Source organism: Paenibacillus thiaminolyticus (genome assembly GCF_007066085.1).
Taxonomy (GTDB): Bacteria; Bacillota; Bacilli; order Paenibacillales; family Paenibacillaceae; genus Paenibacillus_B; species Paenibacillus_B thiaminolyticus.
On record NZ_CP041405.1, the window covers coordinates 6106297 to 6122902 of the forward strand.

General features: G+C 61.2%; 3 protein-coding genes. All 3 read left to right on the plus strand.

All coding sequences use genetic code 11. The annotated features are described in order from the left end of the window. The 3 genes from FLT43_RS26945 to FLT43_RS26955 are packed head-to-tail and all read left to right on the plus strand — an operon-like array spanning window position 1 to window position 16605. Window positions 1-9225 carry a hybrid non-ribosomal peptide synthetase/type I polyketide synthase gene (locus FLT43_RS26945; protein WP_087442972.1) on the plus strand — a complete coding sequence of 3075 codons (9225 nt, stop codon included), beginning with the start codon at window positions 1-3 and terminating at the stop codon, window positions 9223-9225. A gap of 32 nt (window positions 9226-9257) precedes the next feature. After that, window positions 9258-11885 (plus strand): non-ribosomal peptide synthetase, encoded by a 2628-nt coding sequence (locus FLT43_RS26950; protein WP_087442973.1) that lies wholly within the window; start codon window positions 9258-9260, stop codon window positions 11883-11885. After that, a complete protein-coding gene (locus FLT43_RS26955; protein WP_087442974.1) occupies window positions 11878-16605 on the plus strand; it encodes a type I polyketide synthase in 4728 nt (1575 codons plus the stop codon). The genes FLT43_RS26950 and FLT43_RS26955 overlap by 8 nt, the downstream gene beginning before the upstream one ends. Window position 16606 lies beyond the last annotated feature (1 nt).

Consider the following 16606-nt stretch of genomic DNA (forward strand, 5'->3'; position numbering starts at 1 on the left):
GTGCAGGAGCCGCAAAAACTGGACAAAAGCAATGTTGAAGATATTTTGGCCTTAACCCCGATGCAGTCAGGCATGCTGCTCCAATATTTGAAGGATCCGGATACGACGCAGTATGTAGAGCTGATTGAATTGGGCATCAGCGGTGACATCGACACCTCGTTGTTCGAGCAATCGTGGTCATGCGTCGTTCAGGCGAACGAGGCGCTGCGTACCTTGTTCCGGTGGGAAGAGGTGAACCAGCCCGTTCAAATTGTGCTGAAGCAGCATCGGCCCGTCATTCGTTACGAGAACTATTCCGAACTGGACGAGGAGGCCCGGGCGCGCCAGATCGCGGCGCGGATTGCCGCCGACAGACAGGAGAAGTTCAAGCTGGATCAGGTGCCGTTCCGGCTGACGCTATGCAAGCAGACTGGACGGAATCATACGCTGCTCATCAGCTTCCACCATATTTTATTGGACGGATGGAGCACCGGCATTCTGTTGAAGGAATGGCTGGGCGCCTATCGCATGCTGGCGCAAGGGATGAAGCCGGAGCTGCGGCGCAAGCCGCCGTTCAAGCAGTTCGTCGCCTTGCTGCAGCAGCAGGACAAGAAGAAGCAAGCGAGCTATTGGAGCCGGTATCTGCATGAGCTGGAGGCCAAGCCGATTCCGGTATCCAGAGGCGGAGCCAGCCCGGAAAAGGCGTCTATCGCCGTGCATACGGAAAAGCGAAGCGGGACTTATGTTGCGGACCTGCACCGGTTTGCGCGGACAGCGCAAGTGACGCAAGCGGCGCTTTTCTATACCGCCTGGGGCATTTTGCTCCAGCATTATACGAATAGTGATGACGTATTGTTCGGGGTTACCGTATCCGGGCGCAACACAAGCATTTCCGGAATGGAGGATATGGCCGGCTTGTTCATCAACACGCTGCCGCTCCGCCTGAAGGCCGGTCCCGAACATGGCCTGCCCGATCTCCTCGCCGATGTGAATCGTTCCATTCAAGCGCATGAGGAGCATGCGGGCACTTCCTTGACGGACATTAAGGGATACGGCGGGATGCGGACGGAAGGCGTCCCGTTCGATTCGCTGTTGGTGGTGGAGAACTATCCTTTGGATAAGGCGGTTACCAGCGCCGAGGGGCCGCTTGCGATTGCTTCCCATCATATTGAAGAAGAAACCGAGTTCGATCTGACAGTCCGCATTACGGCGGCCGAGGAATTGGAGATGACGTTCGCTTATAACGAGCAGGCGCATCGATCCGACACAGTGGCCAAGCTGGCTTGTCATTACCTCTACATCATCGAGCAAATCATTCAAACCTCTACCCAAGTTACGGCCTACCACGAGACGAGACTGCAGGATATCGGCATCCTTACCGCGGAAGAGCGGGAACAAATTCGGCATTTCAATCTGACAACCGCCAGCTATCCCCGTGAGAAGACCATTCACGAATTGTTCGAGGAACAGGTCCGGCTAGCGCCTGAAGGCACGGCCGTCACGGATGAACAGAGATCCTGCACCTACCGGGAGCTCAATGAGCAAGCCAACCGGATTGCCCGCGCGCTGCGGGCGGATGGAGTGGAACGCGGCCAAGTTGTCGGGTTGATGGCGAATCGCTCCATCGACATGATCGCCGGCATTTTCGGGATTCTCAAAGCGGGTGGCGTCTATTTACCGCTTGACTCTGCTCATCCGGCTGAACGGATCGCCTATATGCTGCAAGACGGGAAAGTAGGCACAGTACTGGCTTCGGCCGGTCTTGAGCCGCTTGTGCCGGAACAGACGAAGGTATGGGTGTTGAACGAAGCGCTGCTTGGTTGCGGCGAAGCAACCGACATGCCATCGGTGAACGGGCCGGAGCACCCGGCCTATGTGATGTACACCTCAGGGTCGACCGGTACGCCCAAGGGCGTGGCGGTCGGCCACCGCAATGTCGTGCGGCTGGTCCGCAATACGAATTACGTGCAGGTGGAGGCGGGCGACTGCATGCTTCAGGCAGGGGCCATCGGCTTCGACGCTCTCACGTTCGAGGTATTCGGGGCACTGCTGAATGGGGGAAGCCTGCACATTGCGGATAAGCATACACTGCTTGACAGCAGCAGACTGGATGCCTTTTTGCGGTCGCGGAACATTTCGGTCGCCCTGCTGACGCCGGCGCTCTTCAACCAGCTGGCGCAGCAGCGGCCGCAGATGTTCGCCGGCTTGCGGCATCTTATTGTCGGCGGCGATGTCTTGTCGCCGAAGCACATCGAAGCGGTCCGGCAGGCATGCCCGGGGCTCGCGATGTGGAACGCGTACGGTCCGACCGAGAATACGGTCATTTCGACCTGCTTCCGCATCGATCGCGAGTATGCCGAGCATATTCCGATTGGCCCGCCGATTAGCAACTCCACGGCCTATATTGTGGACCGCCACGATAACCTGCTGCCGATAGGCGTTCCCGGCGAACTGCTCGTGGGCGGGGACGGGGTGGCGCTCGGCTACTTGAACCAGCCTGAGCTGACATCGGAGAAATTCGTTCCCGATCCGTATTGTCCCGGGGGCGTCATGTACCGGACGGGGGATATGGCCTGTTGGCAGGAGGACGGAAGCCTTGAATATATGGGACGGATCGATCAGCAGGTCAAGATTCGCGGCCACCGCATCGAGATCGGTGAAATCGAGACGATGCTCCTCCGGCATCCATCGGTTCAGGAAGCGGCGGTAACGGCGCTGCAGCGGGGCGGCCACACCGAATTATGCGCGTACGTGGTTGCTTCCGGGCAGGCTCCGGTGTCCGAGCTGCGGGATTATCTGGCCGCCACATTGCCGGATTACATGATCCCGTCCCATGTCGTTCCGCTGGAGCACATTCCGCTTACGCCGAACGGGAAGCTTGACCGCAAGGCCCTGCCCGCGCCTGCGGAGCGCGTCCGTTCCGCCCGGGATGCGGCATTGCCGCGGACAGAGCTGGAACGGCTCATTGCGGAAGCGTGGCAGGCCGTGCTTGAGCTGGAGAGCGTAAGCATCCACGATAAATACTTTGAAGTCGGAGGCAACTCCATCAATCTGATTCAGCTCCAGAGCAAGCTGCAAAGGCAGTTGAAGCGTGAAGTGCCTATCGTCACGCTGTTCCAATACCCGACCGTGCATGAGTTGGCGGCCCATTTGGCGGGGGAAGCGGACGGGACACGGGGCCGGGCCAGCGAGCAGGCAGCGGCAAGCCGTGAGGATGAGCCGCATTCCCAAGCTGCCGCCGGTTCGGCAAGGCCAGGGAATGAAGGCAGCCGCGACATCGCGGTCATCGGGATGGCCGGCAGATTTCCCGGCGCGCGCAGCATCGCCGAATTCTGGAGCAACCTGCAGCAGGGACAGGAGTCGATCTCGTTTTTTACGGATGACGAGCTGGCCGAGTACGGCTTTGACCGCGATCTTTTGCAGCGGCCGGAATTCGTCAAGGCGAAGGGCGTGCTGGATGAGATGGATCACTTCGATCCGGCCTTCTTCGGCTATACTCCCGATCAGGCCGCCATTATGGATCCGCAGGTCCGGCTGCTGCATGAATGCGCTTGGCATGCCCTGGAGGATGCGGGCTGCGATCCGGAACGCTATGGCGGGTCGATCGGACTGTTTGCCGGCGTGACGAACAACTTCCATTGGTTGTCGCAGTTGTCCGAGCGATTGCACGGGAATTTGTCGGACATGTTCGAGGTGGATTCGCTGAACGATACCTATACCGTCAGCACCCGTATTTCCCACAAGCTGAATTTGAGAGGGCCCGCGATCAGCTTGCAAACGGCTTGCTCCACCTCGCTGGTGGCCGTCCATGTGGCGTGCCAGTCCATCCTGAGCGGCGATTGCGATCTGGCCCTGGCCGGCGGCGCATCCATCGTGCTTCCTCATAAATCGGGATACCTGTATCAGGAAGGCATGGTGAAGTCGCCGGATGGGCACTGCCGCTCCTTCGACGCCCAAGCGAAAGGGACGATAGGCGGAGACGGCGTCGGCTTCGTCGCGCTCAAGCCGCTGGAGGCCGCGAAGAAGGACGGAGACCGGATCTATGCGGTCATCAAGGGATCGGCCATCAACAATGACGGCAGCCGCAAGGTCGGTTATACGGCGCCGAGCGTCGAGGGCCAGATGGACGTCATTAAGAGAGCGCTGGCAGCGGCGCAAGTCCCGTCGGATAGCATCACGTACGTGGAGGCGCACGGATCGGGAACGCCGCTGGGCGATCCGATCGAGATCGAAGCGCTGACGAAGGCATTCCAGACGGATAGAACCGGCTTTTGCCGCATTGGCTCCGTCAAAACGAACATCGGCCATCTGGACGCCGCGGCGGGCGTAGCCGGCTTGATGAAGACGGCGTTGGCGCTTCATCATAAGCGGATTCCGCAGAGCCTTCATTTTGAGACGCCGAATCCGAACATCGATTTCGCCAACAGCCCGTTCGTCGTGAATACGGCGCTCGCCGAATGGCGGAACGACGCGGGGCCGCTGCGGGCCGGGGTGAGCTCCTTCGGCATCGGCGGGACGAATGCCCACGTCATTCTGGAGGAAGCTCCCACGCGCGAAGCGGGAGGAGATGGGCGGTCGAGCCAACTGCTGGCGCTGTCGGCCCGGACGCCGGCTGCGCTGGATGCGATGACGGCCAACCTGGGCGCCTATCTTGACGAGCGCCGCGAGCTCTGTCTCGCGGATGTCGCGTACACGCTGCAGAGCGGCCGCAGGCATTTCAAGTATCGGCGCATCCTGTCCTGCGACACGATCGGGGAAGCGATTGAGGCGTTGACGCCAGTTGAAGGCAGGAACAGCTTCGATGAACGGAAAGTAGTCACCTTCGCCGCGGACGATGGGGGCAGTCCAGTCGTGTTCATGTTCTCCGGGCAAGGCTCGCAATACGTCAATATGGGAGCGGACTTATACCGGGACGAGCCGGTGTTCCGCGCAGAAATGGATCGCTGCTTCCGTCTGTACCGGGACATTGCCGGCCGCGATATGAAGGAAATACTGTACCCGTCCGGGGATGCGGAAGCGGCAGCCCTGCAACTGAATCAGACGAAGCATATCCAGCCGGTGATGTTCATGTTTGAATATGCGCTGGCGCGGCTTGTCATGGCGTGGGGAGTGAAGCCGGAAGCGATGATCGGCTACAGCTTCGGCGAGTTCACAGCCGCCTGCCTCGCGGATGTCATGTCGCTCGAAGATGCAATGCGGCTCATCATCTTGCGCGGGGAGCTGATGCAGCAGGTGCCGGCGGGTGCGATGCTCAGCGTGCCATTGCCCGAGCAGGAGGTAAGGCTCCGTCTTGACGGCAGCCTCTCGCTGGCCGTCGTGAACGGACCGTCGTGCATTGTGTCGGGCACGGAGGAAGAGATCGCCGCGTTCGAGCACAGAATGAAGGCGGAGAAAATCATGTGCATGAGATTGCCGGTAGCGACGGCAGGACATTCTTCGCTGCTGCACGCGGTGAAGGAACCGTTCGCCGCCGCCATGCGCCAAGTGCGCCTGCGTCCTCCTGCCCTACCGTATGTCTCCACGACCACGGGCACCTGGATCACCGCGGAAGAAGCGGCTGACCCGGATTATTGGATTCGGCACTTGACGGATACGGTCCGCTTTGCCGACGGCATGGCGCTGCTGGTTCAAGAGCCGCGCAGACTGTTCGTCGAGATCGGTCCCGGCCACGACTTAACGCTGCTCGCGCGCCGGCATCTCGGCAGCGGCCGCGAACAACAGGCTCTCAACCTTGTGCGTCCGGCCCAGCGCGGCGGATCGGACAGCGCCTTGCTGGTCAACCGGATCGGCAGGCTGTGGCTGCATGGCCAGTCCATCGATTGGCAAGCGTTCCATGGGGAAGTCCGCGCCATTATCTCCTTGCCGTCCTATCCGTTCGCCCGGGAGCGCTATTGGCCTCAAGCCTCCGGAGGCGCGCTGGCGGCGCCGGGAACGGCCCGGAGCAAGGGACGGCCAGCAAGCGGACAGATGGGCAAGCAGACCGACATGTCCGATTGGTTCTATGTGCCGACATGGAAGAAATCTCCAACCGCCGCAAGCCGGAAGGGAGACGCCGCCGCAAGCTGGAAGGAAGACACTGCGGGGAATTGGCTTGTCTTCGCCGACGGCGCAGGATTGGCCGCAGACCTTGTCAAGCATCTCTCCGAACGAGGAGCCCAAGTCGTTACCGTACGGGCAGGAGAGAGGTTTGAGCAAGAAGGGACGATGCAGTATACGGTTCACCCGCGGAACGAGCGGCATTACGCGAAGCTGTTCTCGGAATTGCAAGCAGACGGGCGGCTGCCGAACCGAATGCTGCATGCCTGGGGCGTATCCGCTCCGTCCAGATCGGACCAGCAGTGGATACGGACCGCGCAGGATCTCGGGTTCTACAGTGTGCTGTACACGGCCAAAGCATTGAAACAGCAGCAGGCCCGGGAAGAAATGCGCATGTGGGTCGTAACCGACAGCATGCATGCTATCGCCGGCGAGCCCGTCCTGTATCCGGAGAAGGCGACGGTGCTCGGCCCGTGCCGGGTGATTCCGCAGGAGCTTCCGCATATTCAGTGCCGCAGCATCGATATCGTCTTGCCGGAAGCGGGGAGCTGGCAGCGGGACAGGCTTGTTGGGCGCCTGCTGGACGAATTCGGGGCTGCCGGAACCGAGTTGGCGGTAGCCTATCGCGATAACGCGCGGTGGGTGCTCGACTATGAGCCGTTCACAATAAGCGAGCCCGAGGCTCAGACGCAGGGGCCGCGTCAAGGCGGAGTCTATTTGATTACGGGCGGGCTAGGATATATTGGCCACACGCTTGGCGGTTATCTGGCCAGAAGCGTACAGGCGAAGCTGGCGCTCACCAGCCGTTCCCTGTTCCCGCCCCGCGCGGAGTGGGATACATGGCTGTCTGTCCATGGGAAGGAAGATGCCGTCAGCGTCCAGATTGGCAAGCTGCGCCAGCTCGAAGCCCAGGGGGCGGAAGTACTCGTGCTGTCCGCGGACGCAGCCGATCAAGGACAAATGGAGACGGTCATCCGGCAGGCTGAAGCGGCGTTCGGCCCATTGAACGGGGTCATTCACGCGGCCGGGATGACGGGGGATGCCGCCTTCCGGATGCTGGAGGAGACGGACGAACTGTTATGCGAGCAGCATTTCCGGGCGAAAATGTATGGCCTGCTCGTCCTGGAGCAGGTGCTGGCAGGCAAGGAGCTGGATTTCTGCCTGCTCGCATCATCGCTTTCTCCGATGCTGGGCGGCTTGGGCTTTTCGGCCTACGCGGCGGCGAACCATTTCATGGACGCCTTTGTACATGATCGCAACCGCCGCCAGCGCATTCCGTGGACGAGCGTCAACTGGGACGGCTGGCAGCTGGAGGCGGATCAGACGATTCGCGGGCAAGCGGGCGCTTCGATTTCCGAGCTGCTCATTGCGCCCGCCGAGGGAGTCGAGCTGCTGCGGCGCTTGCTGTCTGTGCGGGACATGAGCCAGATCGTCATCTCGACCGGCGATCTGGGCGCGCGGATCGACAAGTGGGTAAGACGGGAGGGGCAGCAAGAGGAACCGGAAGCATTCCGACACGGAGAGGGTTCCTATTACTCCCGGCCGGCGCTGTCCGGCGAATATGTGGCTCCTGCCACGGAGACGGAGCGGAAGCTGTGCGGAATGTGGGAGCAGTTTTTCCGCATCGACCGGATCGGCGTGCAGGACGACTTTTTCGAGCTGGGCGGCGACTCGCTCAAAGCGATTACGGTCGTCTCCGCGATTCACAAAGAGCTGAGTGTCGAGATCGGCCTGCCCGTTTTTTTCAATATGCCAACGATTCAGCAGTTGTCCGCTTATATCGACGGGGCGGAACGGAGCGCTTATCACGACATCGAATCGGCCGAGGCGAAGGACTATTACGAGCTGTCCTCGGCGCAGAAGCGTCTCTATTTGATTCAGCAGATGGAGCAGGGGCATACGGGATATAACGAAATCGTCGCGGGCGTCTTGGAAGGACGGCTGGACCGGACCCGCTTGGAAGCGGCGCTGCGGCGGCTGGTCGAGCGCCATGAAAGCCTGCGCACATCGTTCGAACTCGTTAACGGCAAGCCGATGCAGAAAATTAACGAAGCCGTCGCGATCGAGCTGGAATACGAGGACTACAGCGCCGCCGTCACGCCGCTCGACAGCCTTGACGGCGAGGAGAAGATGGATGACCGAATTCGTGCCGCAGTGGCGACATTCGTGCGTTCCTTTGACTTGACCCGGGCGCCGCTGATGCGCGCCGGACTGATCAAGCTCGGGGAAGAGCGGCACGTGTTGATGGTCGATCTGCACCATATCGTCTCCGATGGCTTGTCGCAGGATATTTTCGTCAACGACTTCCTGGCCCTGTATGCCGGACGGGAATTGCCAGAGCTGCCGCTGCAATACAAAGATTTTTCCGAATGGCAAAACCGGATGATGGACACGGACGAGATGAAACGGCAGGGGGCGTTCTGGTTGGAGCGGCTGAAGGACGCTCCGCGGCTGTCGTTGCGCACGGACTATCCTCGTCCGGACACGAGAAGCTTCGCCGGCAGCCTCGTTCCGTTCGAGCTGGATGCAGAGCGGACCCAAGGCTTGAAGTCGCTCTGCCTGAAGGAAGACGTGACGTTGTTCATGGCCTTGCTCGCCATCTTCAACCTGCTGCTGGCCAAAGTGTGCGGGCAGGACGACATCGTGGTCGGGACGCCGGTAGTCGGCCGCAAGCAGCAAGCGCTGCAGCTTATTGTCGGCAAGTTCGTCAACATGCTTCCGCTGCGCAACCGGCTGCAGGAAGAGATGAGCTTCCGCAATCTGCTTCAAGCCGTGCGATCGACGACACTGGACGCCTTCGCTCATCAGGATTTCCAATTCGAGGAAATGGTGCAGCAGGCGGGAAGGGAACGCGAACTGGGGCGCAATCCGATTTTTGATGTCGTGTTCGCCTTGCAGAACATGCAGAATCCGGAGATGAGCATTCCTGGCTTGATACTGAAGCCATTCCCGTTCATTCACGACGCGTCCCATTTCGACTTGTCGCTTATCGCGGAAGAGGACGGAGACCGGCTGGCGTTCAAGTTCGAATACAGCACCCGTCTGTTTCAGCGTGACACAATCGATCGTTTTGCTGCATACCTGCAGGATATCGTGTTTGACGTGCTGGCCCATCCGGACAAGAAGATACAAGAGATTAAGATTGCGCATCATCTGGCCGAGCCGGAGGCCGTATTCCTTGCCGGCGCCCAGGGGGAATTCGGATTATGAGCGGATTACGCGGAAATAAGGGAGGTATGGCGATGGGGTTGGCAAATGGATTGGACAGATTGGCGGTGGCCGCTTCCCAAAAAAGCAAGGAGCGCGATTACTGGCTGACCGCCTTATCCGGAGAATACGACAAGAGCGGCTTTCCTTGCGACGATGTGCGCGGAACCGGAATGCAGGCGGAAGAAACCCCGTTTTGCCTGCCGCTGGAGCTGACGGCTCGCTTGCTGCAAGTAAGCAACGGTTCGGATTCGAAGCTGCATGTGGTGTTATCCGCCGCGCTCGCGGCCTTGCTGGCGAGATTGGCGAACCGGAGCGATGTCGTCATCGGGACTCCGATTTACAGACAGCGGGAGGAAGCTGAATTCATCAATGCCGTGCTTCCGCTGCGGGCGAAGCTGGATGGCTCCCTCTCGTTCAGGCAATGTCTGCTTCAGATGCAGGAGACGATTGTGGGAGCGGTGGAGCATCAGAGCTATCCGATGGAGCTCGCGGCCCAGCAATTGGGCCTTCCGGCTGACGATCCGCTCGCCCATCCGCTCTTCGAGACGGCATTGCTGCTGGACAACATTCACGATGAGCGGTATCTCCGGGACGTGAAATGGAAGACATTATTCTGCTTCCGCAGGACGGAGGACGGGATTGACGGTGTAATCAAATATAATGCACAGCTGTATCGCAGCGGCACCATGGCAAGCCTTGCTTCCCGTTACACGCTGCTGCTGCGGGAGGCGCTGGCGAATCCCGATCAGCCGCTGCGGAGCATTCATATTCTGCTGCCCGGGGAGAAGGAGCGGCTTCTCGGCCCATTGGCCGGATGCTCGGCCGATTATCCGCGGGAACAGACCGTGCACCGCTTGTTCGAGGAACAGGCGGCGCGCACGCCGGACGCGCCGGCTGTCGTCAGCCGGGAAGGACAGCTGACGTATGGCGAACTGAACGCAAAGGCCAACCAATTGGCCTGGAGGCTGCGGGCGGCCGGAATGGAGGCGGGCGAGATCGTCGGCTTGCTGCTCGCCCCTTCCGCCGACATGCTGGTCGGCATGCTGGCGGCATTGAAGGCCGGAGGCGCTTTTTTGCCGATAGATCCGGATTACCCTGACGAGCGCATCGCCTTCATGCTGGAGGATAGCGGCGCGCGCGTGGTGCTGACGCAGCGGCCTGTGGCCGGAAGAACGGCTGGCCGCGAAGCGCTGTGCCTCGATGAGGCGGGGCTGTTCGCCGGGGGGACGAAGAACGGGGCGGAGGCTGACGATCCTGAGGCGCTGGCTTACGTCATCTACACGTCAGGCTCTACCGGACAGCCGAAGGGCGTCCTGATCGAGCATCGGTCGCTCGTCAATCTGGCGTTCTGGCATAAGCGGGCCTTCGGCGTGACGCCATCCGACCGCAGCATCAAATACGCCGGATTCGGCTTCGACGCTTCGGTATGGGAGGTGTTCCCGTACCTGCTGGCGGGAGCGGCCATTCATATCGTGCCTGCGGACATCCGGCTGGATGCGCGCAAGCTGAACGATTTTTTTGCGGAACAGGGCATTACGATCGCCTTTCTGCCGACCATGATGTGCGAGCAGTTCATGGAACTGCCTGATCGGACAGCGGAGACGCTGCGGATATTGTTAACAGGCGGAGACCGCTTGAAGCGATACGCGCCAGGGAGCTTCCGGCTCTTCAATAATTACGGGCCGACTGAGAATACGGTGGTGACCACATTTGCCGAAATCAGGACGGAAGAGGGCGGCATTCCGATCGGACGGCCGATCGACAATACGAGAGTGTACGTGCTTGATCGCGACCTTCAGCTGCTTCCGCCTGGCGTGCCGGGCGAAATCTGCGTCTCTGGTGCAGGCTTGGCCCGCGGCTATCTCGGCCGGCCGGAACTGACGGCGGAAAGGTTCGTGCCCCATCCGCTGGTACCGGGGGAGCGTCTGTACCGGACGGGCGATCTGGGGCGCTGGCTCCCCGACGGCATGCTGGAGTACTGCGGCCGTCAGGATGATCAGGTGAAGGTGCGGGGGTATCGCATCGAACCCGGGGAAATCGAAATGCTGCTGCGCGCGCATGAGGAAGTCCGCGAGGCGGTGATCCAGGTCCGGGAGGACGAGAACGGCCAAAACATGCTCTGCGCGTACTATACCGGCCCGGCCGGCTTGTCCGCGGCCGAGCTGCGGGACTATTTGGCTCCGCAGCTGCCGGCTTATATGATTCCATCCTATTTTGTCCGCCTGGAACGGCTGCCCGTGACGGCGAACGGGAAATTGGACACCAAGGCTCTGCCCAATCCGAAGGAGTTCGTTCATACCGGCAAGGAATATGTCGCGCCGCAGGGCGACATCGAGAATACGCTGGTCCGAATCTGGGCTGAAGTCTTGTCCATTCGCGAGGACAAAGTCGGGGCGCAGGATACCTTTTTCGATCTGGGCGGGAACTCGTTCCAGCTCGTGCAGGTGGTCAACAAGCTGACAGAAGCGTTCGGCCGGGACATCCCTGTGCCCGTGATGTTCCAGTACACGACCATTGCGGCGCTCGGCGGTTATCTGCAGCGGCTGGACAGCGGCGAAGCGCACAGGCCGCAAGACATGGCGGACAATGAAGAAATAGATGCGGGATTCGCAGCGATGGAGCAGACGCTGCTCATATTGGAGGGGGCGCACGATGACTAAGAGCCAACACACCCAAGCGGCGACCGGACTCGAAATTGCCGTTATCGGAATGGCCGGACGATTTCCCGGAGCGCGGAATATAGAGGAATACTGGGATAATTTGAAAAGCGGAAAAGAGTCGGTCCACTTCTTTTCCGATGAAGAGCTTGAGGCGGCCGGGGTTGATTCCGAGCTGATCCGCAACCCGCGATATGTGAAAGCGAAGGCGGTTGTGCCTGATGCGGAATGGTTCGATTCCGATTTTTTCGACTATTCGCCGCGCGAGGCGGAGGTCATCGATCCGCAGCTTCGCATTTTCCATGAATGCGCTTGGGAGGCGCTGGAGCATGCAGGCTACGATTCCGAGCAGACGAATGGCGCCATCGGGCTGTTCGCGGGCGCTTCGGCCAGCATTTACTGGCAGCTGGTGGCCATGCTGTCGCGGAGCGAGAGCACGGCCGAGCAATTCGCGGCGCTGGCTTTATCGGACAAAGACTTTTTGAGCACGCGAATTTCTCACAAGCTGAATTTGAAAGGTCCGAGCGTGAACGTCGACTCCGCCTGCTCCACTTCGCTGCTGGCGATCCATATGGCCTGCCGGGCGCTGCTGACGGGCGAGTGCAGAATGGCGTTGGCCGGAGGAGTGACCGTGACGGTTCCCCGTACGGAAGGCTATCTCTATGAAGAAGGGATGGTCAGCTCGCCGGACGGGCATTGCCGGGCTTTTGACGCGAAGGCAAAGGGGACTGTCGGCGGAGAAGGCGCGGGAATCGTCGTGCTTAAGCCGTTGAAGCAGGCCCTGGCTGACGGCGACTGCATCTACGCGGTCATCAAGGGCTCGGCGTCCAACAATGACGGCACGCGCAAGGTGGGATTCTCCGCTCCCAGCATCGAGGGCCAGGCGGAGGTCATTCGGGCGGCGCAGCGCATGGGCCGGATTGCGCCGGAGAGCATCAGCTATGTCGAAGCTCACGGCACAGGCACCGCGCTCGGCGATCCGGTCGAGATCGAGGCGTTGAAGCTGGCTTTTCAGACGAAGAACACAGGGTTTTGCCGCATTGGGTCCGTCAAGACGAACATCGGCCATCTGAATAGCGCCGCCGGTGTCGCAGCGTTCATCAAGACCGTGCTGTCCCTGCATCACAAGCAGTTACCGCCGAGCCTGCATTTCGATGCGCCCAATCCCAAAATCGATTTTGCGAACAGCCCGTTCGTCGTCAATACGGAGCTGATCCCATGGACGAATGAGCACTATCCGCTGCGGGCCGGCGTCAGCTCATTCGGCATCGGCGGAACCAATATTCATGTCGTGCTTGAGGAAGCCCCGCCGCAGCCGGACGGAGACGAGGGGAGAGCGGCGAAGCTCGTGCTGTTGTCCGCCAAGACGGAATCCGGACTGGAGCAAGCCACGGCCCGCCTGTGCGCGTATATGCGGGAGCATCCAAGCATCCCGCTGTCCGATGTGGCCTACACGCTGCAGATCGGCCGCCGGGCGTTCCGGCATCGGCGCATGTTCGTCTGCTCCTCTGCGGAGGAAGCGCGGGAATTGCTGGAGACCTTGCCCCCCGAGCGGGTTCACAGCCGGAGCTGCGACAACGGCCAGGCCCGGCTGGTGTTCATGTTTCCCGGTCAAGGCGCGCAGTATGTCAACATGGGGCTGGACCTCTATCACCGGGAGCCGGACTTCCGCGAGGCGGTGGACAGATGCTGCGACATCGTTCGTCCGCTGCTGGACGTGAATCTGAAGGAATTGCTATATCCGGCCGGGAATGACGCGGCCGCCGATTGCGCTGAGCGCCTGAAGCAGACCGACGTGACCCAGCCGGTCATATTCATATTCTCCTATGCGTTGGCGCAGCTGCTGATGAAATGGGGCTTGAAGCCGAGCGCGTTGATCGGCCATAGCGCAGGCGAATACGCGGCCGCGTGCCTGGCGGGAGTGATGACGCTGGAAGAAGCGCTGGAGCTGATTACGCTGCGGGGGAGATTGATGCACGGCATGCCGCCGGGAGCGATGCTCAGCGTGCCGCTGCCGGAGCAAGAGCTGAAGCCGCTTCTCGCTGAGGGCGTCTCGGTCGCGGCAGTGAACGGGGCGTCGCTGTGCGTCGCATCGGGAACGCATGACGGCATCGACAGGCTGGAACGGCAGCTTGCCGAAGCGGGTCATGCCTGCTCGAGGCTGCATACCTCCCATGCTTTTCATTCGGCGATGATGGAGCCGATCATGGAGCCGTTCCGCCGGAAGGTCAGCGGAATGACGCTCCGTGCGCCGGCCATTCCTTTTATTTCAAATGTAAGCGGAACCTGGATCACGGCGGAGGAAGCCGTCGAGCCTGAGTATTGGGTCCGGCATTTGCGGGGTACCGTCCGTTTTGCGGACGGTCTCCGCGAACTGCTGCGGGACGGCAAGGCCGTGTTCGTGGAAGTAGGGCCGGGCAATGCGTTAAGCGCATTTGTGCGCCGGCATCCCGACAAGACCGCGCGCCACGCGGCCGTCAATCTCGTCCGGCATCCGAAGGAGCAAGCCCGCGACGACGACTACTTGCTGCAGCAGTTGGGACGGCTGTGGCTGGAAGGAGCCCGGCCGGATTGGAAAGCGTTCCATGCGGGCGAGCGCCGCAAGCGGACGGCATTGCCGGCCTATCCGTTCGAACGCCGCCGTTATTGGATCGATCCGCCGTTCGAGATCGATGTACTGAAGCAGGGGCTGGCGCGCAAGCCGGCATCAGAATCGCGCCCGCAAGACAGCGCCGGGTTCCCCAAAAAGAACACGGTCGGCGAGTGGCTGTACGCCCCGGTATGGGAACGCTCCTTTTTGCAGGAGGAGACGGGCTCTGAGCGTTCTGGAAGCCTCTGGGTCGTCTTCTCGCCAGAGGACGGGGTGATCCCGCGGCTGGTAGCCTGCATGCGGGAGGCTGGCCGCGATGTCGTCGCCGTGCATCCTTCTGATTCATTCTCGCAATTGAACGACAGGGCATACCGGATTGATCCAGGGAAACCGGAGCATTATGAGCGGCTGCTGCGGACGCTGACGGAAGCCGGGGCGCAGCCTGACCGAATCGTTCACGCGTGGCTGGCCGCGGAAACCGGGGAAGTTGCGGGAACCATAGAAGTCGCGGAAACCAGGGAATCTGCGGAATTCGGGAAAGCGGATACGCGAATCCCTTCCGCCGGAGAGAGGGTGTTGGACAGAGGCTATTACAGCCTTCTCGCACTGGCGCGGGCCATCGGATCTTGCGGACTTGACCAGGACCTGCACCTTGCGATCGTGACCTCCAATATGCAGGAGGTGACAGGCGACGAGCGGCTGCAGCCGGAGCAAGCGGCGGCGATTGGCGCTTGCCTGGTTATTCCGCAGGAGTACGGGAACGTGCGCTGCCGCAGCATCGATATTACGGATTCGCTCAGGCAGAGCGATCCGGAGCGGCAGCAAGCTCTGGCCGAACGCTTGCAGGCGGAGATAGCCGCCCCTTCCGAGGACCTATTCGTCGCTTACCGCGGGGCCTATCGCTGGGTGCAAAAATATGCTAGGCTGCCGGCGCCCGCAGCCGACACCGGCCTGCGGAAGCACGGGGTGTACTTGATAACGGGAGGGCTTGGCGGCATTGGCTTGACGTTGGCGGAGCATTTGGCCAAGACGGTGCAGGCGAAGCTGATTCTGGTGGGCCGCTCGGGACTGGAAGGCGAAGAGGCGGCGGATAAGCGCAAAAAAATAGATGAATTCGAAGGTTACGGATCCGAGGTGCTTATCTGCCAGGCGGATGTGTGCGACGAGGCGCGGATGGAGCAGGTTGCAGCCGAGGCCGTGGCCCGCTTCGGCGCGATTCATGGCGTGATCCACGCGGCGGGGGTATCCGACGGGGCGCTGATTCAACGGCGCACGCGGGAGATGGATGAGCGCGCGCTGGCGGCCAAGGTGAACGGCACGCGGGTGCTCGGCCGGGTGCTGGCCGGCATGCGGCTTGATTTCCTTGTGTTGTGCTCTTCTCTGACCACTGCGTTGGGCGGCGTCGGCCAAGCGGGCTATTGCGCGGCCAATGCGTATCTCGACGCTTACGCTTGCAGCAAGCGGGCGCAGGGCGACACGCATGTCGTCGCCATTGCTTGGGACGGATGGCAGACCGTCGGCATGGCCGCGGCAGCCGAGCAAGAGATCGCGGCGCTTACGGCGCATGCGGGCGTGCGGGCCCAGGGGCCGGACAAGCTGACGCGGCTGCTGCCGGAAGAAGGAGTGGCGGTCTTCCGGCAAGCGTTGGCAAGCCGCCGGCCGCAAGTACTGGTATCGACGACGGATTTGCCGCTGCGGGTGCACACCGCGCGCACATCGTCATTGCGCTCCTTGATGGACAAGGAACGGGACGGAACCGGCCCGCAAGCGGCCCGTCCCGATGTCAGCACGGCGCATGCTCCGCCGGAGGACGAGCTGGAACAGACGATGGCGGATCTGTGGCGGGATTATCTTGGCATCGATCAAGTCGGTCTGCACGACAACTTTTTTGAGCTCGGCGCTACATCCCTCGATATCATTCAAATGAATACGAAGCTGCAGCGCGCGCTGGGGCGGGAAGTGGCGGTCGTTGATATGTTCAGCCATCCGACGATTCATTCGCTGGCAGAATCGCTGCGGCGGGCGGCGCACAAGGAGACCGTGCCGCCGGATGCAACGGCGGATCGCTCCGAACGGATAGATGACGGAAAAAATCGGTTGAAGCAGCGGCTTCAAAAGCGGGAGAGAACGTGAA

Bases quoted from the DNA above. Each gene is read 5' to 3' on its own strand.
- FLT43_RS26955 (WP_087442974.1), top strand. From the start codon at position 11,878: ATGACTAAGAGCCAACACACCCAAGCGGCGACCGGACTCGAAATTGCC.
- FLT43_RS26950 (WP_087442973.1), top strand. From the start codon at position 9,258: ATGGGGTTGGCAAATGGATTGGACAGATTGGCGGTGGCCGCTTCCCAA.